Raw genomic sequence first — 24,299 nt, 5'->3', positions numbered from 1 at the left:
CGAAGTGAAATGAAAAAAAAGCCAGGATTTTGTATCCTGGCTTTTTTCATTTTTAGCATTTGAAGCTGCCGTTTATTTGCGTTTCTTGCGTTTTGCTCTAAGGAAGATGAATCCACCCAAAGCCGCAAGAAGAAGGGCTCCAGCCAGCAGTAGGTTTTTGTTGCTGCCTTTTTCGGTGTTTTCAGCTTGGTACATATCCGCTGGCATTGCAGATCCAATCGGAGCCCCCAGTGTTTCTGATCCAGGGCGAATAGGACCAAGGTCTGGGCGACTGCGAAGATCTTTTGTTGCGATCACTCGCAAGCTCATGACGGCTTTGAAGAAGTCTTGGCTGTACTTTGTGTAGAACTGTTTGTGCGCGCTGAAGGTAACCAGGATCGCGATTTTGTCTTTGATCGTTGCTACATAGCGAGTGAAATAGTTGGGAACTTCAGAGCCCATGTGCAGGGAATCGATCCAGTTTTGGTCGTTGATTTGCACAGTTTTCGCTTTGTAGACGATTTTAGACTCTTGAGTGACACCCTTGCTGTTGATCGTGATCGGGGTGTTCAGGTGAGATTCATAAAGAGGGAAGGTGTCCGTCGGACCGACTTCTTTAGCCGTCAGGATGATGATGGCTTCTTTCGACTCTTTGGATTGCTCGCTTCGGCAAACCCATTCCGTTTGTTCAAGGGCGCATTTCCAAGTCTCTGGCATCTCGAAGGCGATGTAGGCATTACGAAAGACTTTTGCTTGTGCAGAAAAACTGAGTAGAATAAGCGCGAGTGATGCGAACAATTTATACTTCATGCGGACCCCGTGTGGATATTCAACGTTGCGTGCCTTACTCTGGCGATGCCAAAGTAATTTTAATAACTTTCTAAGTATAATAACAATTCTTCCTCGGATCAAAGACCAAAGGAGAAATTTCTCACATGAAGAATCTTTATCAACTGACAACCTTTGTGACCGTTATTGCTGAAGGAAGTATGACCGCAGCTGCCGATAAGCTTTATCTCACTCAGCCGGCGGTCAGCCAGCAGATCCGCAATCTAGAGGAAGATCTAGGAGTTGAATTGCTGGTTCGTGGGGTTCGTTCAATCAAGGCCACTCCGCAAGGGGAAGTTTTGTATGAATACGCCAAAAAGATCATTCATCTGACCCAACAAGCTGAGATTGCGATTAAATCCATCGGCAATCAGATGAAGGGACAACTTCGCATTGGAACTTTGAACTCAATCGGATTGCAGTTGATGAGCCCTATCGTTGGGCGCTTGATGAGACACAACCCGGATTTGATGCTGAAGATTGAGTATGATCGCGGTGAAGAACTGATCAAGGCTTTCAAGAAGTCCGTCTACGACATCATCATCCTGCCGGAAGTGAAAACAGAGTTTAATGCGGACCTTGAAAACTGCGAGCAGAAGTTTCTCTTAAAAGAAGAGATGTGGCTGGTGGGCTCTAATAAAGACGAGAAGATGCCAAACCAGATTCAATCAAAGGATTTGGGTGCTTTCCCATTGGTGAATTTCACTGAAGAATTTCCTCACTTTAATCAGCTTCTTTCAGAGAAGCTGCAAAATGCAACGAACTCCCAGGTGATCTTTGAATCTTCGAATGTGGGAACATTGAAGCGTGTCATTGAATCCGGTTTGGGTTGGGGTTTCCTGCCTGCGCATGCGATTAAAAAGCAGGTGCGATCAGGGCGTGTGAATCGAGTCTATGTGAAGGACTTGCACTATGAGTTGGACTTGATGTTTTATTATAAAAAGAATTCAGACACCAAGGCCTTGGCCGAGGTTTTCTATCAAACGTTGTTCCAACAGGAAAAGGCTTAGCTTCCGCTGGGCTTTTGTCTTATTTGAATGTGAACTAAGTAACTACATTCGTAGCATTTTGAAAAATTCGACTCGAGAAATTGTTCATTTTTACCGAACCTTCACGTGATTCAATATCGCGAAAAAGGGGCGTTCAATGAGCAAGAGTCATTCCATTCAAGTTAAACTAGCTGTACCAATCATCTTGATTGCTTTGATTGTTTTCACAGCCATGAATTTCTTGGTGGCACAAAATAGTTTAAGAACGGCGAAGGCAGAAGCCATCGACAAGACTGTTGCCACAGCTCACGCTTATGCCAATGAAATGAGACTCGAGCTGGAGAAAGGCTTCGATATCTCCAGAACGATGGCTCACCAGCTTCAAGCCTTTAAAGCTCATGGTTATACCTCTCGCGATCCAGTGCATGCGACACTTTTTGAAGTCTTGGAAAGAAATAAATTTCTTATTGGCGCGTGGACTGGCTGGGAGCCGAATGCATGGGATGGCAAAGATGCTCAGTTCGCGGGAACAAAAGGTACGGATCAAACCGGACGCTTTGTGCCGTACTTGAATTGGGAAGGCGGCAAGGCTTCTTTAACGCCATTGTTAGCTTATGATAAACCCGGTGATGGTGATTACTATCTTGTGCCGAAAGCGCGCATGAAAGAGACATTGGTTGAGCCGTATCTTTATCAAATTGACGGCAAAATGGTTTTGATGACATCGGCTGTGGTTCCTGTAACGGTTGATGGAAAATTCTTGGGTGTTGCGGGAGTGGATTTGCCATTGAAGGAAGTGCAAAAGCAAGCCTCAATGGTAAAACCGTTTGCGACATCTGAAGCTTTCTTGATTACGTCCAAAAATAATTATGCGTCTCATCCAGATGAAAAGCTGATCACCAAAGAAGCGAATTTCCCGTTTGAGCAAGAGAAATTCCGTAAAGCCATCTCAAATGGTGAAGAGTTGGTGTTGTCAGGAGAAGACCCGCAATTTAAAGAAGAATATCTTTATGTCGCGACACCTATGAAACTGGCTGGTACTGATGAGCCATGGACTCTAGTTATCCGCACGCCGCTAAAGACAGTAATGGCCGGTGTTTACAATATGATTTGGACCCAGGTGATCATTGCATTGGCAGGAACTTTGATCCTGTTGGCTGCGGTCTTGTTGATGGCGAAATACATTTCAAAATCAATTGGTGTTCTGTCAAATCGATTGCATGAATCCGGTGAGCAGGTCAATGGAGCGATTCATCAGCTTTCATTGGCGGGTCAGAACCTGTCAGAGTCGGCGAGTTCTTCGGCCGCGTCCCTTGAGGAGACTGTCGCTTCATTGGAAGAGATGAGTTCAATGGTTCGAATGAATTCAGAGAATGCCAAGCAAGCGGCATCTTTATCAGCGTCAACTTCCGAAGCGGCTGTGAAGGGCGAAATGGAAATGACGGCGCTCTTGCACTCAATGAAAGAGATTTCTGATTCTTCGAAGAAAATTGAAGAGATTATCAATGTGATTGATGACATTGCTTTCCAGACCAATCTCCTTGCATTGAACGCGTCTGTTGAGGCGGCAAGAGCGGGTGAGCAAGGAAAAGGATTTGCCGTGGTGGCTGATGCAGTTCGCACCTTGGCACAAAGATCCGCTGTTGCGGCGAAAGATATTACCGATTTGATCAAAGAGTCTGTCGATAAGATCGAGCGCGGCACTGTGAATGCTGACAGATCCGGCGCTGTTTTGAAGTCCATCGTACAATCTGTTAAGAAAGTCTCTGATTTGAATCTGGAGATCTCAACGGCCAGTGAAGAACAATCTGCCGGAATTCAGCAGATTTCAAAAGCGATGAATCAATTGGATCAGTCGGTGCAAACGAATGCGGCTTCCTCTGAGGAAATCGCGGGTACAGCCAGCGAGATCAGCAGCCAGGCGCAAGTGATGAAGGGTGCAACCGATGAGATGAGCTTGTTCGTTTACGGAGAAGTTCAGGATTCTCAATTGAAGTCTGCAGCTTAAATCTGATAATTTGAAAATACGACTTTTAGAAATAAAGAAGGGCTTCGTAATGAAGCCCTTTTTTTATTTCTCAGAGCAATTCTAGAAGATCACACTGTCGGGAAGCCCTAACCGAGCTGCGATGATACGGACGATTTCACTCGCAGTTTCCTCCAAAGCACGTTCCGTGACATTGAATACCGGCCAGCGACGGTTCTGTTTGAAAATTCCTTCCGCGTATTCGATTTCTTTGGCGATATTGGCCATGGAGGCGTAAGAACCTCCGGGATCTTGGCCGAATTTTTCCAAACGACTTTTGCGAATGCGCTGAAGCGATTCCATATCGATGATCAGACCGACTACGCGACGTTGATCAACTTTGAAAAGCTCCTCAGGCAGAGGAGTGTTCAAAACGAGCGGTACGTTGGCGACCTTCCAGCCTTTGTGGCTAAGAAAGATTGATAGAGGTGTTTTACTTGTCCGCGAGATTCCGACCAGAACAATGTCGGCCTTATCCAGTTCTGCAAAAGTTTTTCCGTCATCGTGCTTTACTGTGTACTCGATAGCTTCAATACGCTTGAAGTATCGTTCATCCACTGCACGCAAAGCTCCGACTGTGGATTCGGAGTGTTCGCCGAAGAAAGTATCGAGAGTGCCTAATAGGGGGCCTAAAAGATCGTAATAGGGAATACCTTTGCCCGAAGCGAGCTCGCGGATTTTATTTCTAAGACCTTCACTCGCGACAGTGTAGGCCAGCATTCCGCGTCGTTCGAAGCATTCTTCAACAACAGCCTCGGCCTGTGCTTCCGTGCGAACATTTTTACAACGGATGATATTGATATCTTTTGTGGAGTATTGCACCAGAGCAGCACGAATCATCGTTGCTGCCGTTTCACCAGTACTGTCTGACAAAATGTAAACCGTGTAGGTTTTGTTGTCGCTGCCGTCCATTAGTCTGCAAATCCGTTGATCAAAGCACGACGAACATTTTCAGTGTGCTCTTTCAACCAAAGATCTGGCAGATCCGAAAAAAGCAATAAAGCAAAATCCGGAGAGACCTTGATCAGCAAGCAGGCTGTTTTGTTTTCCGGATCCAGATGGTTCAAGTTCAGTTTTTGCAACATGGAGTAGGCATCCGTCTTCAATACAGTCATCAAATTGACTGATGGAATTTTGATAGTGGCCTTTGAAGGATTCTTTAGAAGTTCCGTGATGCCTTTGCTGAAGGCCGCTTGAGCTTTCCATTCGCCGTCATTATTTTCCAATAATACGCCGGCTTCAAATACCATGGCCAAGCGTGAGAAGACCACGATCGCGCGATCAATATGATCTTCAGGAAGACCCTGGGAAATTCCACGCACCAGGGCGCTATCACGGGAAGATTCGAACTCCTTGCGCATGCGCTCGTGTTCTTCAGAATTTGGATCAAAATCATTTTCCAGGAATGATTGAAGTCTTTTTTGAAAATGTGAAATCTTAGATGCTAATGCTTGAGAGAGCTTCTCCATACATATCCTCGCTTAAACGTCCCGCTGGCTTACTTCTTATTGTGAAGCCAGAAGTCGACGTTAATCAAGCACGACGGTGAATTCTTCGGAACTGTGATGGCGCACCCATGCCTGTTGAAATAGCCCAGCACTTTGTCCAGGTGGCAGGAAAATGCGTAATGTCGGCTCTTGAAGGCCTGACCAAACCTGGAAAACTTCTTTGCTCCAAGCCGTCATGTCATTCGCCCATGGAACAACCACGACCCATTTGTTGGGAAGAAGTTGTTCAGAGGCGATCATTAGTGGGGCTTGCGCATTGACCGGTCGATAGAACGTGTCAAGTTCCGCTTCTTTGATCACTTCGTTCACAAAGAGTGGAGTGTGCGCCATTTTGTGGCGCGAAGATTTGCAGATTTGAAAATTAAGATACCAGTCCAGGCGGGCGGTCCACTGTGACTTTTCCAATTGAGGCACAATCCACAGATCTGATCCGGGGTTGAAGGCGCTCGCTTGGGAAAGCACACTCATGGACATTTAGTGACCCTTGCCGACTTGGTCAAGAAGGCCGTTTACGAAGCTGGCTGAATCAGAAGTTCCGTATTTTTTGGCAATTTCCACGGCTTCATTGATCGCAATGTTTTCTTTGATGAGTTCAGAAGAAAGTCTCATCTCGAAAACCGCAACACGCAAAATGTTACGATCAATCGTTGCCATACGTTCCACTTTCCAGTGGGCGCTGGCCGCTTGAATTTTTGAGTCAATTGCCGCTTTGTTTTGGGTCACGCCAGTAACGAGAAGATCCGCGTAATGGATCACTTCAGGATCAAGGCTGTGCTCGAAGACAGACAAAAATGTCTGAATGCTAATTTGCGGGGCGAACTCAGTTTGAAAGAGGATTTGGAGCGCGAGTTCTCGGGCTTGTCGTCTTGCTGTCGTTTTCATGGGATTGCTTTTTCTCGCTTTCAACAAAATTCATCGCTGTGAGGCTTAATTGTGGATTATTTGCATCGACAAAATCAAGCAGTTCGGTGTCTTCCAGAGTCTCAACAAATTCTTGAACGTCTTTGAAGGTACGGTAAACGCTGGCGAATCGAATGTAGGCAACGTCATCGAGTTGCTTGAGTTCGGCCATAACTTTTTTGCCGATGAGGCGTGATGAGATTTCACTCTCGCCACGGTTGATGACCCAAGCCGAAATTCTTTCGACCACGCCATCGAGTTGCGCCAAGCTGACCGGACGTTTTTGCACGGCTGCTTGAAGACCCTTGGAGATTTTTTCTTTCGAGAAAGGCTCGCGGCGTCCGTCCTTTTTGATAATGAACGGATATGCCAGCATGATTGTTTCCACAGTAGAGAAACGAGCCTTGCACTCAAGGCATTCGCGACGGCGGCGGATGCTGCCATCTTTCTGCACTCTCGTATCTAAAACTCTGTCGTCTGCGTGACCACAAAAAGGGCATTTCATGATTGATTTCCTTAGTCTTGGCTGCTTGCACTCCAACTTCGTCGGAGTAATGTGGCCCTTGGTAGGGTCTGCCAAGCTAGCCGGAGAGTAAGGATTGGGGACTGGTTAGTCAACGGTGGAGCCGTCAGTCCAGCCGTGATAACTATGTGCGTCACGGACTTACTTCTGAGAGTAAAAAACAGTTATGATTAAGGACAATTGAGGTGCGTATGAAGTCGATCGTTTCAGCTGTTTTGGCCCCCCTTATTTTTATGATTTTTGGAGCATCTATCGCGATGGCACAAGACAGCCAGCCTCGCGTGGGACGTGATGCCGCTGCAAAATATTTTCAAAAACGCGGTGATGGCGAACAGGTTGGATCTCAAGTCCAAGGAGCGAGTGACCACTATTTGGCAATCTCCTTCGGTCGCTATGTTTCCTCTCAATCCTACGATTGGGGCAAGCAAGGTCAACAAGATGGAGTTGGTGGCAATGGCATCGATCTCACTTACAGAGTCGGTGAGTGGTACAAGTCCATGGATTTGAATTTACGCATTGGCTACAACCAATATGACGTCGGTGGCGAGGACGCTTCAAAACTTTCTTTCATGCCGATGATCACCTTCCCTGACGCAAGCTCGCGTTTCCCTCTTTATTTTGGGGCTGGCGCCGGGTTGGGGGTTTTTATGAAGCAAGCAAATGGAAAGTCGCCGCTTTCATTGGACTACCAGTTGGTGATAGGTGCGAGATTTTTCGATATCTTTGAAAACACTGGATTCTTCATTGAGGCTGGGTTAAAGAACCACCTCCTTATAACAAGTTCCGGTCAATTGAACGGAACCTTTTTGGCCGGTGGCCTGGTATTTACATTTTGAAAATTCATAGACATCTCGTAGAAACAGTTATCAACGCTCTTGAAGAAGTTTTCTTCGACCAAAAATACGCTGATAAAGTCATTCAAAAAAATCTAAAGTCCCACCCGAAGTGGGGCTCCAGAGATCGCAAATTCTTTGCTGAAACAATTTATGAAGTCGTTCGCTGGCACCGCCTGTTGGAATTCATCGCCGGTGCTGACGATGCTTGGCGCATTGTCGGTGTTCAATGGTTGCGTATGGGCCACGACCTTCCTGATTGGGAAGAGTTCGCGGGACTTGATTACGACTATTTGAAAAGCAAAGAAAAAGAAGCCGCAGAGCACTTTACGATCCTTCACTCTATTCCTGACTGGATGGATGAGGTGGGTCGTCGTGAATTGGGCGATGTCGACTGGGAAAAAGTTGTTCCCGCTTTGAACAAACCTGCGGATGTATTTCTTCGCGCAAATGGCTTGAAGGCCACTCCCGAGGAAGTGATCGCGGCGCTTGAGGCGCTTGAAATCAAATCTGCAAAGGTCAGCCCGGATCTTCCGCACGCCATCAAATTGAATGAACGCCGGAACATTTTTATCACCGAGCCTTTCCGTAACGGTCTTTTTGAAATTCAAGACGCGGCTTCGCAAATGGTTGTACCGTTGTTGGGTGTGGAACCCGGTATGCGCGTGGTGGATGCTTGTGCCGGTGCCGGTGGCAAATCACTGCATATGGCTTCGTTGATGAAGAATAAAGGCCGTATCATTTCGATGGACGTTTCCGAGTGGAAACTGCAAGAGCTTAAAGTTCGTGCACGTCGTGATGGTGTGGATATTATTGAAACTCGTCTGATTGATTCCAGCAAAGTGATCAAGCGTATGGATCAACAGGCAGATCGTTTGCTTTTGGATGTCCCTTGCTCGGGAATGGGTGTTTTACGCCGTAATCCCGACGCAAAGTGGAAGCTGGACGAAGAAGAGATCGTGCGTTTGCGTGCTTTGCAATATGAAATCCTCACTGGCTACTGCAATATGACGAAGAAGGGCGGCTTGATGGTTTATGCCACTTGCTCGATCCTTCCTTCTGAAAATGAAAAACAGGTTGAAAGATTCATGGCTGAACATGGCAACGAGTGGACTTTGCTTAAACAGATTCACACACGCCCTGACCGTGAAGGCTATGACGGTTTCTATGGAGCTGTTCTAAAGCGCAATTCTTAAGGCGACTTGAAATTGAATGAGAAAATGAAAACCTCGCAGCTTCAAAACTGTGGGGTTTTGTATTTCAGGGCCTAGGTCTGGTCTTCGTCTTTGAAATTCAGTCCGAAATATTACGAAGTGGTTATCAAGAAGCCATCAAGATTTCTAGCCTCTTGAAATGAGACACTTCCCCCGACAAGTTTGTTATGAAGTATTTTGTGATGCTGATCACATTGTTAGGAATTTCTTGGGAGGCACGTGCTGGTATCTTGCTTGATATCGGTGGCACCTATATTTCTGAAACGATGACTGCATCTACAAACACCTCTTCGACAAAGTATCTCTACAATGTCGGAGTCCTTTTTAACTTATCAAAAACAGTTTGGGGCGGTTGGAGTTATTTGGGCGTTTCTCACTCCGACACCATCCCGGGCACGACGACCTCCTATGCCTCCATGGATACGGGGCCCACTCTCAAGTGGCAGTTCGGCAAAAGTCAGAACTGGAGCTTGAGTGGAACTTTCAATCTCGTTTCGCGTGGTGTGTATTCCTCGGGATCCGCAGCCCAGGAGAAGTGGGAAGGGATGAGTTACCTGGTTTCTTTGGGCTACTTGCCTGAGGTTAGCACTGACTTGCATATCGGCGTTTCGATTAACTACTTCGGTGCAAACTATACGAAGAAAACTGTGAACAACACAGAGTCCAGTGTCTCAAATTCGAAGACTTGGATATTCCCTATGATCAGCCTGACAAAAGCTTGGTAGTCTGCCGAGCTAACACGTTGCATTTGAATTGAAACAATTAAAGCGAACTTGATAGAACCTTGGGGCAACAGGGGGTCTGCTTGATTCGTTCATTGATGTTTTTGGTTTTAGTTATGGGAATGTCTTCTTTCGCATTCGCAGTTGATAAGAAGTACTTCGAAATCAAAAAAATAACTGTTACCGAAGTGAGCGATCAATACCCTTTGCACAGCATGGCCGATCAACCAGCTATCGGTGAAGACTGCAGCACTCTCGCGAGACCCATTGTAATTTCTCGCACCGGCGATCCTAAATTAGTAGGCCTGAATCCCCTCGATCAACTTCAAGTATGGGTCGATCAAATTATCAATATCGGCAAAAAAATCTGGGCCATCGTTGAAAGCGGCAAACCTGTTGTCAGCACCAAAATGGACACGGCCTCAGCACTTCCACGCGGCATCCAATGTTGGACAGACATGGCTGGCTGGTCCGCACCCAAATCAAAAGCCTTCCGCATCCAATACGAAAACGCCTACGGCTCTGACGTCGTCGACTTCACCTACCGAATCATGTTCACCGCCAACGGCAACGTCGACGGAGTCGGCAAATACATCACCAACGCCACCTTCATCCCCGCAAACATTCGCGTGGGCTGGGGTTTCAGATTCGACGCCACAGCACAAATCGCTGCCGTCTTCAACCAAGGCACCAAACAAGATCCTCTCGCTGGCATGCAAATGAACATGCAATGGAGAGTTGACTCACCAATGTTCCACGAAGAAACAACAGAAAGTTTCTTTGTCACCGGTGATAATAAACTCGTTAAGATGAAGTAGTTGTTTACTGGCTGGTTCGTAGCGGCGGGGGAATTCCAAAGGCAGGAAATATGAATTAGTGCTGCGCGCGGCACGGCATCCTGCCTCATCGCCGCCGGGCTTCGCCCGGTTCGCGCATCCTGCGCCGGCGAAGGCCTTACTTCGCACTAACTCATATTTCCTGCCTTTGAAATTCTCGGCTTCGAGCCATCCACTAAAAAATAATTATCTATGTCGTTAGGTCTTCGCTCGCAATTTGGTGGGGTGTGGCTTGGGTTCAAGTCAGGTGAAGTTAGAAGAATATTTTGATTCCTGATTTGATGCCGCTTCTTTCGACTAGTGTGTCTGTGATGGCTGGCGCGAGTTTGGATTTTTGGGACTCTTTGTAATAGGCGCCGAAGATGCGGAGGGCTTTGAAGTCGATGAAGGCTCCATATTCGGTGAGGTCAGAATTGAGGTCGCCGAGGTCAGCGTTGGTTGTGGGTAGGAAGTAGCGGTATTTTCCGGTGAGGCCGAAGTATTTGAAGATATATAGTTGCAGCTCGGCTTGGCCGTATTGTTGGCTGATTTTGGTAGCTGTGGGTGTGGACTGGTCTCGGGTTCTTAGGCCGTAGGACAGAACCAGGGATGAGTTTTGGATGGAGTTGCCGAAGACTCTCAGGTTGAATTGGCCTGCGAGATCGGTGAGGTTTTCGGCGGTGTTGTGTTCGTATTCTGCGCTGAGGCCTACGAGTTGGGCGTAGGCGGCCAGTTCACCTGAGTATGAAGTGTACGATTTTTGCTCTGTGTTGTCGTGCAGGTCGGTTTGGTAGGAGGCGTAGGAGCCGCCAATCATGAATTCAAAAGGGGAGGGGGCGTTCATGGAAAGCCACATGTCCATCTGGCGGTTGCGGTCTTTCAGGGCGAGCCAGTCGCTAAGGGACCAGCGGCCTTTTTCGCGGTTGGCGTACCGTTGGGTGAAGTCATAGCTGGAAAGCCAGTTGTTGCGCGATTGGGCCTGCGCAGGGCTGTGGATAGCTCCCAAAAAGACAATAATGCATGACAGAAGCAAAGATGAAAATCTGGACATAGAAGCATTTTCCGTCTTTTATGGGGCATCGTCTAAAGTTCCCATTTTAATACGGGAAAAACGTCTCAAATAAGGATGGACTGTGGTTCATGATTTAGATCCTTTTGCTTTAAGAATTTCCGGCGACTTTGGTGTTCGTTGGTATGGCCTTTCTTACATGATGGGTTTCATCTGTGCTTACCTGATGATTAAATGGTTGGCGCAAAAGCAACGTTCTGGTTTGACAGCTCAAATGGTCGGTGACTTTGTCACTTATGCTGCGATCGGAACTTTGGTGGGTGGTCGTCTTGGTTATGTTGTTTTTTACGGCCCGGATTTGTTTTTGAAATTCAAATCAGTATTCCCTTTCTGGGGAGTGTTGGCAGTGAACGAAGGCGGCATGGCCAGCCATGGTGGCATGATCGGTATCGTGGTCGCTGCTTTATTGTTTGCACGTAAATACTCTGTGAATGCCCTTTATCTTTTTGACTTGGTCGCAGTCTCTGGTCCGATCGGAGTATTCTTTGGTCGTATTGCCAATTTCATCAATGGTGAGTTGGTAGGGCGTCCGTGTGATCCTTCATTCCCATTGGCAGTGAAGTTCCCTCAGGATATTTACCTGTGGCCGGCGCAAGAGTTTAATCGTCTTCCAGAGCTTGGAAGTGTGACTGAGAAAATCGGTGTCAGCCGTGATCAGTGGTTGGATTTGGTTGGTAAATTCCATATGGACATGGGAGCTCGTGATCAGGTTTATGCGATCATGAATAAAATCATTGAGCAGATTCAGAATGGAAATACAGCGGCCAAAGAAGCGATTGCTCCGTTGTTGACGGCTCGTTACCCATCTCAGCTTTTCGCAGCTGTGGGTGAAGGTTTGTTCCTATTTGTGGTTTTGTTCTTCTTGTGGAGAAAACCTCGTAAGCCTGGTTTCATTGCTGCGATGTTTGTTATATTGTATGCGATTGTGCGTATTGTAGATGAACACTTCCGTATGCCTGATGTACAGATCGGCTTCCAGGCTTTGGGTCTTACGCGTGGGCAGTGGCTCAGCATTGCGATGTTTGTGACGGGTTTGATTTTGATGTTTGTTTGGACTCGCGCAAGTTCTTTGAAAATCCCAGGTTGGGGACGCGGTCAATCGATCAAGTTGAATCGTAAATAAGCTGGCTGTCTGGCTGGCTGTTCTACACTCCGACTTCGTCGGAGTAGTGTTCTGCACTCCGACTTCGTCGGAGTAGAATTATGAAATAAAAAAGGACCCTTTCGGGTCCTTTTTTATTTCTGCAATCTAAATGCTAAATTTGAAAGTGGCTAATTCGCTGCGCGAAATGGTGGTCTGTTCTCCAGATCCAAAGTTTTTCACAGTCACTTGTTGGCCTTGAACTTCTGAACTTCCCAAAATCAAAGCATAGTGCGCGCCAAGCTTATTTGCTTTTTGCATCTTCTTGCCCATTTTTCCGGATAGAATATTTTCAACCTTCAAGCCGCGACTGCGAACTTCGTGGGCGACTTTCACGCTTTCATCTTCGCCCAGATCATCGGCGCCGATCACCGCAATTAAAACTTCTGACTTTACCGCAAGTTCGCGCGGAGTCAGATCTGCAAGGCGGTCAATACCCGCAGCCCAGCCAACGCCTGGAGTGCGCGGTCCACCCATCGTTTCAATCAAACCATCATAACGTCCACCGGCCAGCACTGTGCCTTGGGCTCCAAGTTTTGCGGTCGTGAATTCAAATACGGTGTGGCAATAATAATCCAAGCCACGCACAAGGTGAGAATTTACTTTGTACGGAATGCCCAAGCGTTCGATGCCAGCCAAAACTTTTTTGAAGAAGGTTTGTGATGTCTCATTCAAGTATTGTTCAAGTTTTGGAGCGTTGATGTTGAGTTTTTTATCGCCTTCATCTTTGGAGTCTAGAATGCGCAAAGGATTTTTCTCCAGACGCATTTTGCTGTCAGCTGAAAGTTGATCCTGATGAGCGGTGAAGTACTGCACCAACGCGTCCCTGTAGGCCGCGCGACTTTCTGAGTCCCCCAAAGTATTGATCTCAAGGGTGCAGTCGTTTGAAATCCCGATCTTTTGCAAAAGATCCCAAGCCAAGCTGATGCATTCGACATCTGCCAGAGGGGAGTCATAACCTAGACATTCCGCGCCCAATTGGTAAAATTGGCGATATCGACCTTTTTGTGGTCGCTCATATCGAAACATCGGGCCTGAATAATAAAATTTTAATGGAAGGTTTTGACTCATGCCTTCAGAGATAAAGGCACGAGCTACGCCGGCAGTTCCCTCAGGTCTTAATGTGAGGCTCTCGCCTCCACGATCTGTAAAATCATAAGTCTCTTTATTCACAACATCAGAGGTTTCGCCCAAAGTGCGATGAAAAACGTCAGAAAATTCAAAAATCGGGGTTTCAATTTCCCCGAAACCGTAAAGCAAAGATTTCTCATAGGCTGATTCTTCGACAAAACGGAAAAGAAGACTGTCTTCAGGAAGTAGGTCTCTGGTACCTCTAACTCTTTGGATTTTCCCACTCATATATTGGCCTCGTTATCGTTTGGGTAGCTAGTTATATCAGACCTGCGTAAAGGGCGCAAAGCTATTGCATTTGGAAGGGGGCGGGGCTTTAATGAATATATGAAGAATTGGATTTTGGGCGGTATTTTTATCTTGGCTGTCGTGCTTGGCGCAGTGACCTACCAGAACATGGGCGGCTCTAGAGCAGCCTTGTCAGGGACGGATTTGGACTGGCGCATGCTGAGTGAGATGGACTATATCACCGGCAAGTCTTCCAAAGAGTTGGAAGCTTTGAATGGCAAAATGGTCAAAATTCCCGGTTTCATGGTTCCCTTGGAGGATGAGCAGCGCGCTGTCACTGAGTTCTTGCTGGTTCCGAATGCTCAGGCCTGTATTCATGTGCCGCCTCCGCCACCAAATCAGATGGTCTATGTGAAGATGAAAAAAGGCACAGAGGCTGTATTTGAACCCATCTGGGTTTATGGCACTTTCCGTATTAACACTAAAAAATCTATGTATGGCGATGCTTCATTTGAAATCATCGGCGAGGGTGTAGAGCTGTACAAATAGCTTATTAAAAGCGGAGGATCTTTATGCTTAAAGTACTTCTTGTTTCGGCTCTGTTTGCGTCTGTGGCGTCTGCTCGCGAAGAAAAAGCCCACACTCATGGGGGTGCTCGATTGGCGATTGCCCTGGAGGGCAAAAATGGGAAAATCGACTTCGATGCTCCCGCATCTGCCATCTATGGGTTTGAATACGTCGCAAAATCTGCCAAGGACAAAAAATCCAAAGAGCAGGGCCTGAAAAAGGTCGAAGACAAAATCGCCGAGATGGTGGTTTTTGACCCTTCTGCTAAGTGTGAAATTAAAAAAGACATGTATGAAGTCGATCAGAAGGAAAACCACGCTGACGTGGAGTTCGAATTTAGAGTGATTTGCGAAAAATCACCTATGGGGACAAATATTACCGTCAATATTTCCAAAATTTTCCCCCGCATCAAAGCTGTAAAAGTTGACGTCGTGGGGGATGGAGTTCAAAAATCGTTAGAGGTTAAGAACAGCGGAGAAAGTATTGAACTCAAATAGCGCCCTGATTGAAATCCAAGATCTTCAGTTTACCTATGCCGGACAACAAAAGCCGACTTTGGTTATTCCGGAGTTTTCTGTCAAAAAGGGTGAAGAGCTGTTTTTGTACGGACCGAGCGGTACGGGGAAAACCACTTTGCTTGAATGCTTGGCGGGAGTTCTTAAGCCGACGCAGGGGAGTTTGAAAATTCTCGGGCAGGATTTAAGTCTCATGAGTGATTCCGCTCGCGACGCTTTCCGTGCTCAGCATCTGGGCTATGTCTTCCAAAGTTTCAATTTAATACCTTATCTGTCAGTTCGTGAAAATATTGAGCTCCCACTTCATCTGAGCGCAGCCCGCAAAGCTCGTTTGGGCAGTGTCGATACGGAAATGGTGATTCGTGCACTTTGTGGAAATTTGGGCATCGGTGATTTGCTTGATAAAAAGGTGACAGAACTAAGTGTTGGTCAACAGCAACGTGTGGCTGTGGCCAGAGCCCTCCTGGGTAAGCCGGATTTGTTATTGGCCGATGAACCCACTTCGGCATTAGACACGGATCACCGTGAAAAATTCTTAAAGCTTTTATTTGAGCTGTCTGAACTCTATGGCACCACTGTTGTGTTTGTCTCCCATGATCGCACCATTGAAAATCTCTTCTCTAGAACTCTTTCTTTGCAAACAATCAACAGGATCCCGTAGATGGTTTTATTTAAGCTTGCGATCAAGTCACTTAAAAATAGAGCCTTTGCCACCAGTCTGACGGTCCTTTCGATCGCGTTGAGCGTGGCATTATTAATTTCTGTAGAACGTGCAAAACGCGCAGCCGAAGAGGGTTTCACGCAAACTATCAGCAAGACTGACTTGATTGTGGGCGCGCGCAGTGGTTCTTTGCAATTGTTGTTATATTCTGTTTTCAACATGGGAACCGCGACCAACAACGTATCCTGGGAAAGCTATCAGGATCTTAAAAAAAATCCTGTCATTGATTGGACCATTCCTTATTCATTAGGGGATGCCCATCGCGGGTTCCGTGTGGTTGGTACGACAGAAGATTTTTTCCGTCATTATCACTATCGTGGTGATCGCAGCGTGGAGTTGGAGGCCGGGCATGAGCTGCAAGGTCTTTGGGATGTCGTCATCGGCGCGGAAGTCGCACGAAAGCTACGTTATAATTTGGGTGATAAGATCGTTATCTCTCATGGCGTGACTAAAGGTGAAGGCGTTGTTCAGCATGATGATAAACCTTTTGAAGTGGCCGGGGTGATGAAAGCGACGGGGACTCCTTTGGACCGCGCGGTTTATATCAGCCTTGAAGGCATGGAAGCTTTGCATATTGATTGGCAAAATGGCGGCATGCCATCTCAGGATAAAGTGATTCCGGCCGCGCAAATCAAAAAAGAAGACTTAAAAGTACACGCGATCACGGCATTCTTTGTCGGAGCGAAATCACGTTTGGATACTTTGAAGCTGCAAAGACAAATCAATGACTATAAGGAAGAACCCTTGATGGCGATCATCCCCGGCGTTGCCTTGAGCGAGCTTTGGGGTGGGTTGTCGTACGCGGAAAATGTTTTGCGTATTGTTTCATGGATGGTGGTTCTGGTTGGTTTCATGGCGATGTTGATTGCATTGACCACAACTCTGAATGAACGTCGTCGCGAAATGGCCATTCTGCGCGCATTGGGTGCACGTTCCAATCAGATCATGGGCTTGTTGGTATTTGAATCTGCGTTGTTGACGATCCTGGGAATTGCCTTGGGGACTTGCTTGTCTGTGGGTTTGATTGCGGTTTTACAACCATGGATCGAGTCTGAGTTCGGACTCTATCTGGCAGGGGCGGCTCTTACAAAAACAGAGTTCTTCTATATCCTCGTCACTTTTGTAGGTGGAACTTTGATTGGTCTGATCCCGGCGCTTCGTGCACAAAAATTGGCTTTGAAAGATGGCCTGAGCGTTCGTCTGTAGGAAAGCAGTTCTGGAAATTTCTTAGTGTCTTAACACAATCCTGACTCTTTCCTGACGATTCGAAGATTCTCTCTTAAAAATACTTTTGTTAGGGTTCACCTTATCGGAGGAACTCTATGAAGATTGTTCTTAGTTCATTATTGGTATTGGCATCTTTGTCTGCAAAAGCGGAAAATCTTATTAAAATTGACGGATCCAGCACTGTGTTTCCAATCACAGAAGCGGTATCTGAAGAATTCCAAACATTCTCTAAAGGTGCGACAAAAGTGACTGTCGGTGTTTCTGGAACCGGTGGCGGTTTCAAGAAATTCTGCAGAGGCGAGACAGACGTTCAAGATGCTTCTCGTCCGATCACTAAAGAAGAAATGGCAGCGTGCCGCACTTCTAAAATCACATACTTCGAATTGCCAATTGCATTTGATGCGATCGCGATCGTTGTGAATCCGAAAAACAATTGGGTGACTGAAATCACGACTGAAGAGCTTAAAAAAATGTGGGAGCCAGCAGCTCAGGGCAAAATCATGACTTGGAAACAAGTGAATGCAAAATGGCCTGATGAAAAATTGACTCTTTTCGGAGCCAGCACGGACAACGGAACTTTCGACTACTTCACTGAAGCCATTGTTGAAAAAGCCAAATCTTCACGTGGTGACTACACCGCAAGTGTTGATCACAACACGCGAGTGATGGGTGTGAACTCAGCCAAAGGTGCTTTAGGTTATATTCCTTATGCTTATTACATCTCTAATAAAGATAAGTTGAAACTGTTGGGCGTCGTTGGAGGTGCGAAAGCTCCTTCTAAAAAAGCCGTATTGCCAAATGAGCAAACTGTGATCTCTGGCAATTACTTCCCACTTTCTCGTCCGATTTTCATCTACGTAAATCAAGCTTCTATGAAGAAGCCAGAAGTGAAACAGTATGTAGAGTTCTATATCGAAAAAGCGGGGGAAATGGCCAAACAAGTTCAGTACATTCCACTTCCAGCGAAGGCTTATACAACTGCTAAAGAGCATCTTAAAAAGCAGAAGTTGGGCACAGTGTTCGGTGGGGAAGCTCAAGTTGGTTTGACCATTGACCAAATCTTGAAAAAAGAAGCAACTTTCTAAGTCGAACTTAATGAGTTCGCATGGCATGTCGGAGTACTGCATTAATTGAAACCCACAGTTAAAAGCTGTGGGTTTTTTTATTGCAAAGTGTAGACTGGTCCCATCGGAGGATCTCTCATGGCTTATCATGTTCACAGCGACAAACCTGTTTTTGACCTTGTTATCGGCGACAAATCTTTTTCGTCGTGGTCCATGCGCGCCTGGTTGGTGGCTGTGCAGTCAGGTCTTCCCTTTAAAGAGATCAATATCAAATTGGATGAACCGGGAACTGCTGCACAAATCGCAAAGCATTCGCCTTCTGGAAAAGTTCCGGCCCTGAAACAGGGAATGATCGTTATTTGGGATTCATTGGCGATTGCTGAATACTTGAATGATCTTTCACCGGAAGCACACTTGTGGCCTGAAGATATCGGGGCCCGCGCATTGGCGCGTAGTTACGCGGCAGAAGTGCATTCTGGTTTTGCCAACTTGCGCTCGCAAATGAGCATGGACATTCGCTTGCAGTGTGATCTTCGTCATTTAAGTCATGGTACAATAGCAGACATCAACCGCATTTTGGATTTGTGGCGCACAGCCTTGAAGGTGAGTGAAGGTCCGTATCTGTTCGGCGACTTCTGCATCGCCGATGCCTTCTTTGCCCCCGTGGTTTTCCGTTTCATCTCTTATGGAGTTAAAATTCAGGACTCAATGATTCGCAAATATATGAAAAACATCGTTGAACATCACGGCGTCCAATTCTGGGTGGAAGAAGCCCTCAAAGAAAAAAGTCACCGCCCTGTTTTCAAATAGGTACGGACACACTTTTGGTGTCGCAAGTGCGTTAGAAAATAGTAAATGGAATCTTAGTAAAAGAATAAAGGCTTTCGGTTATTAAATAAAAAACCCACAGTATGAAAGCTGTGGGTTTTTTATTTCAAATTAACGCATCAGCGACACCAAAGGTGTGTCCGTACCTAGGCGGCGTCTTTGATTTTTACCTTGTCTGCTGATTCGGCTTCGTAGTCTGAATAAGCTGTTTTGACTTCGGTGTAAGTGCCGTCGGCTTCGCGGTAGGCGCGCACTTTGTACATTTTGATGGCTTCAGATCGACCTTTAACTTCCGCCGCTCCAGCCAGTTCGACTTTGAAGGCTTCGCCCACTTTATCGATGACTGAGTCAGTGACCAGCAAGTCCGCTCCGAAGGCCTTCGTGGAGGCTTCGATACGTGAAGCCGTATTGACTGTGTTGCCGATGACTGTGTACTCCATGCGCTCGTCAGAACCGATGGTGCCCGAGATCGCTTTGCCGGCGTGCAAGCCCATTCCGATGTTGATGGGCGGCTGGTTTCGGGCAATGCGTGACTCATTGAGAATCGCCAAATTTTTGCGCATTTCCAGGCACGCACGCAATGCTTTGTGAGCGTCTTCATCCGTACTGCGAGGTGCACCCCAAACCGCCATGATCGCATCACCGATAAATTTATCCACAACTCCGCCATGGGAGTTGATCACTTTAACCATGACGCCAAAGTATTCATTCAACATTTCAACGACTTCTTCCGGAGATCTTTTTTCAGAGAAGGCCGTGAAACCACGGATATCTGAGAAGAAGACGACAACGTCTTTGTTTTGTCCACCGACACCAATGTCTTTGCCAATCAAGTCTTCTGCGACAGAGGAACCATGGAATTTTGAGAACAAGCTTTTTACTTTATCACGTTCTTTCAAACCCTCAGTCATTTGGTCAAAGGCTTCCGCCAAGTCGCCCACCTCGTCGTGGGAGCGGACTTGTGAACGGGCTTTCACATTGAAGTTACCCTTTGAAACCAAGTGGATCATGTCCGCCAGTTTTTCAATCGGGGAGGTGAGGGTCATAGAGAACAGAAAGATGAAGAAGATCGCCATCGAGATTGCAGAGCCGGCAACGAAGATCGAACGACGTTTCACTTCGTTTGATACCTCAAGAATAGCAGCTTCCGAAGTTTGTGAGACAACGGTGACACCAAACGAAGTCTTCACAGAAGCACCAAAATAGTTTGCTTCAGAATCAGGATCTAAGAATTTCGTCTGGAACTGTGGGGACTTCTGAGCCAAGGCTTTCATCACGAAGGGATTGCTGCTCATATTTAAACGCGAGATCGCTTTTTGTTCGTCTTTATGTGCCAACAGTTCGCCCTGACGATCAATTAGGTACTGAGTTCTTTCTGATGGATCCGAGAAGGGTTTTTCCAGCGGAGCCAAAGCCACATCTGCCAAAACAATGTGTGTGATTTTTCCTTGAGCATCACGAATAAGTGGCAACCCCAAAGTGATCATCGCTGGCGCTTTCGGATAAGACGCATTTTTAATTTCAACACTGCCTTGAGAGACCGAGCGGATTGGGAACTTTTGCCATGCACGGACATTGATTAAGTAAGCGCCGGTCAAATTAAATGGTTTGAAGACATCCTCTTTGACTTTGCGGGCGACTGATTCGACGCTGGAGCCGTCCAGCTTAAGCACTTCTAGGGCGATAAAGTTTTTGTCTTTAGAAAAGTTGAACTCTAAATCGTCGGAAGAGTTCGCGCCCTTCATCAACAAGGAGCCGGAAACACGCGCTTTGTCGACCAAAGAAGAAATGATATTATCAACCTCTTTGCCCTTTGCCGCTGCGGATTCCAAGTTTGCGATATCCACTTGTTCAGAAGCTTTTTTCTCAAAGTACTTTGACGAAATCCAAGTGATGGTTCCGGTGGAAGCTACGAGAATTAAGATCGTAACAGTGATGAGTTTGGTCGAAATTGGAATTCTCATCAGAAGCTCCATTCAGCGAAAATGTTAAGGTAGTTACCGACAATCGTGGCTTCGTTCACGTCACCATCGACAGCGAAATTCGTCGCGCTAGGGACCGCCTTATAAGACAGTCTGTCTTCGCGACGAGCATAGCCAGCCAAGCCCGTGAGGGAACGAGTGAAGCGGTAGCTTCCTAAAAATCCAAATTGAGTCGACATGGTCGGAGCTAAAGGCTCGCCATTCGGTGTGCTCACTTTCATGAGCGAAGTATAGAGATGCGCATTCACTTGAATGCCGAATTTAGGAGTCAAAGAATACCAGTACTCTGCGCCAACATGCGGTCCCGCGGCGCTGATAGTTAAATCAGAGGATGTACCACTGAAAGGATCGCCAACAGTTTCAGGCAATTCCTTATAATAGGGACCAAATTGGAAGCGGGCTTCGCCGCGATCACCCACTGATTTTCTATATACGGCATTCATTTCGGCGGAAGCAAAAGTGCGAGTGGTGCCTTTAAATGTGAAACCACTCATATCGATGATAGACAAAAATCCCCAAGGTGTGCCTGGGTTGAACCAGCCTAGTCCCACGCGGGCCGTGCCACCGATGGCAGAGTAGGCTACGGTAGAATTTCTTTCGGGATTGACTCCCGCAAACTTCATTTCAGTGATCAGATAGCTGCCAATCGCATACCAACCGGTCATGCGCTCAATCGAGCTGCGGACCAGGGCCGTGTATTCGGCGGCAGGGGAGCGATCCCCCGATCGAACAGTGAAACTTTCTTTTGCCAGAGTCGAAGACGGGCGGAGTGCAGATTTCGCGCGCACCACCACTTGATATTTTCCGCCAGGCCAAGCGGGATCAAAGGACAAGCTGTCATCTTGATAGTTTTCCATGACTTTGAACTTTTCCCACTTTTTATTCTCTGCGGAGTATTTCAAAAGGAAGACGTCATAAGACGAGACGTTTTCTGGGCGAGTCCATTTCACTTCACGAACAAATTCTGTTTCAGGTTTTTGCAGATTAGGTGCCGCGATGGCTTTGCCCAAGACCGCGAATTGCCCAACAGAGACAGCATCGCTTTCAATGCCTTCTTCGTTGGTGGCAGAGACCTTCCAAGTATAGTTGCTGGCAACGGGAACTTTTGTCTTGAAACTAGTGTCTTTAAGGTCTTCGCGAATTGTGGTTTTTCCATCCTCAGAAACGAGTTCAAAGTGATATTTTTCCGCACCGCCAACTGGGGCCCAGTCAAATTTCACTTCTGTTGTTGTTTCGTCTTTGCTTTCAAGGCGTGAACGAGGTGCTGGGAACTTTAGAACAGCAGACTCTAATCCCACGTTGAAATCGCTTGGCTCACTCCAGTCTCCAGGAACGCCGCGATAGTCACGAGAGCGAAGCTTCATAATATATTTGCCCGCTGACAAACGACCATTCCAAGCGGCTTCAGATACTTTGAAGGTAAAGGTTTTTCCTTCGCCTTTTGCTTTCACTTGTTTCAGTTCAATTTCATATGTTTTTGCGCCTTCAATAGCTTCCCACTCGAAGTTCACGAGACGACGATAAGGAGCCGCAGAGCTGACCTCTGCAAACAAAAACATCACTGAAAAGAAAATCAACAGGTGTCGAATCATCAATTCACCTTGATTTTCTTCAATGTCGGCGCGCGAACGCCAGATTTATCAGGTACTAAGAGTTTGCGTGTCGGACTGACTTCGCTCAAACGGCCATAAGTGTCGACTGCAGAAATCTCGACATCATATTCGCCCGGCAATAAATTTCTTAAAGCAGTGGCATTGGTTGTGTATTTGGTGCGTTTGAGCTCTTTGCCATCTTTTTTGACGGTCAGCCAATATTCTTTTGCGCCTTCCACGGAAGTCCATTCAAGTTGTGAACGACCATCTGTTCCAGCTTGCAGCACACCTTGAGCCGGTATGAAGCCCGGAGCCGCGATGTTTGGCAGAGGCGAAACCTCTAAAGGCTGCGAAATCGAAGTGCCCAGTACTTGGCCCTCTTTGTCTAGTGCCTCAATGGAGGCAATATAGCGACCTGGCTTTGCCACAGGGGTGGTTAATTTATTTTCTTTAATATCTATACTGGTCGCAGTGGCAGGATCTTCGTTTTCACCATGCAGTTTAACGCGGTAGCCAGAAACTTGATCCACTTTGTCGGCGTTCCAAGCCAGATTGATTTGCGGTGTGCCCACATAATAAAATGGTTTATTTTCCGGCATAGTGAATGCCACGTTGACCGGAACGACCGGAGGTTTCACGGCTTCTACGCGAACCTGCGCAACAGGTTTGACAGAAAACTTCTGAAGCTTGCCCAGAACGGGCTTGTCTGAATCAATATAGTAAGAATTCATACGCCAGAAGTAGGTGCCGCTCTTCAACGCTGGCAGCGTGTAACTTTCTTCAGTACTAAATGTTTTAGAGGCGATTTTTTGTTTCAATTCAGCATCGGACCAAATTTCCAAAGTCACAGAGCGAGTGTCCTCGCCTTTTTGCCATTTGAAACTCATATCAAATGGAGTCGTGTTCGCTGGGATCTCAGCATCAGAAGTCGGGAAGACCACTGTGGGAGCATAGCGAGCAATAACCTCTGTTCTGTAAATAGGACTTTCTCCAACGACCTGACCTTGTGGTGTTGAAGCGACCAGCTTCCAATAATGTTTACCAAATGGAAGTTTGGTTGAAAGATCTGATTTTCCCAAAGGAGCCTTGGTTAAGAACTTCACTGATTTACGGGTTGGGCCCACCCACAAAGCCACTTCGGTGTTTGGTGGGAAGCCACTCCATTGGAAAGGGATCTCTTTGATGTCTTCCGCATCCATGGCAATCGGTTTGCTTTGGACCGGAGTTAAAACTTTGAGGTTATTTCTATCGAACTCAAATCCGCTGGATCCCAAAGCACCGAAAGAACCCGTCGTGAGTTCTTTGCTTTGTCCATCTTTTCCCTTCAAAGACGCTTTACCCTCTAAGACCTGGACATCGACAGCACTGCCGCGCCCTTTGGAAAGAGCGGCGGAAGCATTCGAGAGATCGACTTTTCCATTTGCAGAAGAGAGCACCAGCCCTGGCGCGCCAGCAGCATCTGCGGCTCCAGCTTTGGCATTGACGAAAAGACTACCTTCCATCAAATCAAGGGCGATTTCGCCTTCAGTTTTTTTGATCACGATGAGTGATTCTGGTTCCAGATCCAAATAGCGATCTGAATCGGTGAATTGAATTCGCACCTCACCACGCTCGGAAGTACGCACGGCTTCACCATTATAAAGAGGTTCGCCTTGATTCACGAGCTGCCACAACAATCGAGAAGCGGGACGGCGTTGAATGTCGTCGACGACTTTGCCTACGTAGGCCAAAGGTTTTTCATTGCCATGGGAGGAAGAAGAGAGATCTGTGGATTTGTACCAATAATAGGTGCCGGCAAAAACTGATGACGAGCATACAGCTGCAATAACTAATCTCTTCCACTGTTTTTTCATCAGTTCCTCCAGCTCTTTTTTCGGAATATATGTCGGAATGTTTT

24 protein-coding genes are annotated in these 24,299 nt (G+C 46.8%); 13 read left to right on the top strand and 11 right to left on the bottom strand.

Going from position 1 to position 24,299, the window contains the following annotated elements; all coding sequences use genetic code 11:
• Positions 1-72: 72 nt before the first annotated feature.
• Positions 73-789: a hypothetical protein gene (locus NWE73_RS16145; protein ID WP_277579391.1), complete on the bottom strand. Its 717-nt coding sequence runs from the start codon at positions 787-789 to the stop codon at positions 73-75.
• Positions 790-914: 125 nt separating this feature from the next.
• Between NWE73_RS16145 and NWE73_RS16140 the strand changes: the two genes are divergently transcribed.
• Positions 915-1,817, top strand: a complete 903-nt coding sequence (locus tag NWE73_RS16140) for a LysR family transcriptional regulator (protein WP_277579390.1) — start codon at positions 915-917, stop codon at positions 1,815-1,817.
• A gap of 136 nt (positions 1,818-1,953) precedes the next feature.
• The gene (locus NWE73_RS16135) at positions 1,954-3,804 is read left to right on the top strand and encodes a methyl-accepting chemotaxis protein (protein WP_277579389.1); all 1,851 of its coding nucleotides are present in this window, start codon (positions 1,954-1,956) and stop codon (positions 3,802-3,804) included.
• 81 nt (positions 3,805-3,885) lie between these two features.
• On the opposite strand, the gene NWE73_RS16130 is transcribed toward NWE73_RS16135, so the two are convergent.
• The 5 genes from NWE73_RS16130 to nrdR are packed head-to-tail and all read right to left on the bottom strand — an operon-like array spanning position 3,886 to position 6,735.
• Complete coding sequence (locus NWE73_RS16130) at positions 3,886-4,734, bottom strand: pyruvate, water dikinase regulatory protein (RefSeq protein WP_277579388.1); 849 nt, start codon at positions 4,732-4,734, stop codon at positions 3,886-3,888.
• Entirely contained in the window at positions 4,734-5,291 is a 558-nt protein-coding gene (locus tag NWE73_RS16125; protein ID WP_277579387.1) for a GTP cyclohydrolase, read from the bottom strand. The genes NWE73_RS16130 and NWE73_RS16125 overlap by 1 nt, the downstream gene beginning before the upstream one ends.
• Positions 5,292-5,351: 60 nt before the next feature.
• On the bottom strand, positions 5,352-5,804 hold the full coding sequence (locus tag NWE73_RS16120; protein ID WP_277579386.1) for a hypothetical protein: 453 nt from the start codon (positions 5,802-5,804) through the stop codon (positions 5,352-5,354).
• Positions 5,805-6,212, bottom strand: coding sequence for a transcription antitermination factor NusB (nusB, locus tag NWE73_RS16115; RefSeq protein ID WP_277579385.1), 408 nt, complete (start codon positions 6,210-6,212; stop codon positions 5,805-5,807). It lies immediately after the preceding gene.
• Entirely contained in the window at positions 6,151-6,735 is a 585-nt protein-coding gene (gene nrdR / locus NWE73_RS16110; protein WP_277579384.1) for a transcriptional regulator NrdR, read from the bottom strand. The genes nusB and nrdR overlap by 62 nt, the downstream gene beginning before the upstream one ends.
• A gap of 209 nt (positions 6,736-6,944) precedes the next feature.
• Here nrdR and NWE73_RS16105 point away from each other — a divergent pair, with 209 nt between their 5' ends.
• The 4 genes from NWE73_RS16105 (at position 6,945) to NWE73_RS16090 (ending at position 10,340) form a co-directional block, all read left to right on the top strand.
• Positions 6,945-7,589, top strand: coding sequence for a hypothetical protein (locus NWE73_RS16105; RefSeq protein ID WP_277579383.1), 645 nt, complete (start codon positions 6,945-6,947; stop codon positions 7,587-7,589).
• Positions 7,586-8,782, top strand: a complete 1,197-nt coding sequence (locus tag NWE73_RS16100) for an RsmB/NOP family class I SAM-dependent RNA methyltransferase (protein WP_277579382.1) — start codon at positions 7,586-7,588, stop codon at positions 8,780-8,782. Before NWE73_RS16105 ends, NWE73_RS16100 begins: the two co-directional genes overlap by 4 nt.
• Before the next feature lie 185 nt (positions 8,783-8,967).
• Positions 8,968-9,525, top strand: a complete 558-nt coding sequence (locus tag NWE73_RS16095; RefSeq protein ID WP_277579381.1) for a hypothetical protein — start codon at positions 8,968-8,970, stop codon at positions 9,523-9,525.
• Positions 9,526-9,605: 80 nt separating this feature from the next.
• On the top strand, positions 9,606-10,340 hold the full coding sequence (locus tag NWE73_RS16090; protein ID WP_277579380.1) for a hypothetical protein: 735 nt from the start codon (positions 9,606-9,608) through the stop codon (positions 10,338-10,340).
• Between the two features lie 271 nt (positions 10,341-10,611).
• Here the strand turns inward: NWE73_RS16090 and NWE73_RS16085 are convergent, their stop codons facing one another.
• Positions 10,612-11,388 carry a hypothetical protein gene (locus NWE73_RS16085; protein WP_277579379.1) on the bottom strand — a complete coding sequence of 259 codons (777 nt, stop codon included), beginning with the start codon at positions 11,386-11,388 and terminating at the stop codon, positions 10,612-10,614.
• An 82-nt stretch (positions 11,389-11,470) separates the two neighbouring features.
• Between NWE73_RS16085 and lgt the strand changes: the two genes are divergently transcribed.
• Complete coding sequence (lgt, locus tag NWE73_RS16080; RefSeq protein WP_277579378.1) at positions 11,471-12,529, top strand: prolipoprotein diacylglyceryl transferase; 1,059 nt, start codon at positions 11,471-11,473, stop codon at positions 12,527-12,529.
• A gap of 126 nt (positions 12,530-12,655) precedes the next feature.
• Here the strand turns inward: lgt and hisS are convergent, their stop codons facing one another.
• Positions 12,656-13,906: a histidine--tRNA ligase gene (gene hisS, locus NWE73_RS16075; protein ID WP_277579377.1), complete on the bottom strand. Its 1,251-nt coding sequence runs from the start codon at positions 13,904-13,906 to the stop codon at positions 12,656-12,658.
• Positions 13,907-14,005: 99 nt separating this feature from the next.
• Between hisS and NWE73_RS16070 the strand changes: the two genes are divergently transcribed.
• The 6 genes from NWE73_RS16070 (at position 14,006) to NWE73_RS16045 (ending at position 18,810) form a co-directional block, all read left to right on the top strand.
• Positions 14,006-14,455: a DUF3299 domain-containing protein gene (locus NWE73_RS16070; RefSeq protein WP_277579376.1), complete on the top strand. Its 450-nt coding sequence runs from the start codon at positions 14,006-14,008 to the stop codon at positions 14,453-14,455.
• Between the two features lie 23 nt (positions 14,456-14,478).
• Positions 14,479-14,970 carry a ZrgA family zinc uptake protein gene (locus tag NWE73_RS16065; RefSeq protein ID WP_277579375.1) on the top strand — a complete coding sequence of 164 codons (492 nt, stop codon included), beginning with the start codon at positions 14,479-14,481 and terminating at the stop codon, positions 14,968-14,970.
• Positions 14,957-15,649 (top strand): ABC transporter ATP-binding protein, encoded by a 693-nt coding sequence (locus NWE73_RS16060; protein WP_277579374.1) that lies wholly within the window; start codon positions 14,957-14,959, stop codon positions 15,647-15,649. The genes NWE73_RS16065 and NWE73_RS16060 overlap by 14 nt, the downstream gene beginning before the upstream one ends.
• Entirely contained in the window at positions 15,650-16,915 is a 1,266-nt protein-coding gene (locus NWE73_RS16055; RefSeq protein ID WP_277579373.1) for an ABC transporter permease, read from the top strand.
• A 116-nt stretch (positions 16,916-17,031) separates the two neighbouring features.
• Entirely contained in the window at positions 17,032-18,021 is a 990-nt protein-coding gene (locus tag NWE73_RS16050) for a PstS family phosphate ABC transporter substrate-binding protein (RefSeq protein WP_277579372.1), read from the top strand.
• 117 nt (positions 18,022-18,138) lie between these two features.
• Entirely contained in the window at positions 18,139-18,810 is a 672-nt protein-coding gene (locus NWE73_RS16045; RefSeq protein WP_277579371.1) for a glutathione S-transferase family protein, read from the top strand.
• 164 nt (positions 18,811-18,974) lie between these two features.
• Here NWE73_RS16045 and NWE73_RS16040 read toward each other — a convergent pair whose 3' ends face one another.
• Genes NWE73_RS16040 through NWE73_RS16030 form a run of 3 tightly spaced genes read right to left on the bottom strand, consistent with a single transcriptional unit; the run spans position 18,975 to position 24,255 of the window.
• Positions 18,975-20,792: an adenylate/guanylate cyclase domain-containing protein gene (locus NWE73_RS16040; RefSeq protein ID WP_277579370.1), complete on the bottom strand. Its 1,818-nt coding sequence runs from the start codon at positions 20,790-20,792 to the stop codon at positions 18,975-18,977.
• Positions 20,792-22,402 (bottom strand): fibronectin type III domain-containing protein, encoded by a 1,611-nt coding sequence (locus tag NWE73_RS16035; RefSeq protein ID WP_277579369.1) that lies wholly within the window; start codon positions 22,400-22,402, stop codon positions 20,792-20,794. Before NWE73_RS16035 ends, NWE73_RS16040 begins: the two co-directional genes overlap by 1 nt.
• Complete coding sequence (locus tag NWE73_RS16030; protein ID WP_277579368.1) at positions 22,402-24,255, bottom strand: hypothetical protein; 1,854 nt, start codon at positions 24,253-24,255, stop codon at positions 22,402-22,404. The genes NWE73_RS16035 and NWE73_RS16030 overlap by 1 nt, the downstream gene beginning before the upstream one ends.
• Between the last annotated feature and the right edge of the window lie 44 nt (positions 24,256-24,299).

Source organism: Bdellovibrio svalbardensis, assembly GCF_029531655.1.
Taxonomy (GTDB): domain Bacteria; phylum Bdellovibrionota; class Bdellovibrionia; order Bdellovibrionales; family Bdellovibrionaceae; genus Bdellovibrio; species Bdellovibrio svalbardensis.
This window is presented reverse-complemented; position numbering and strand designations above follow the sequence as displayed.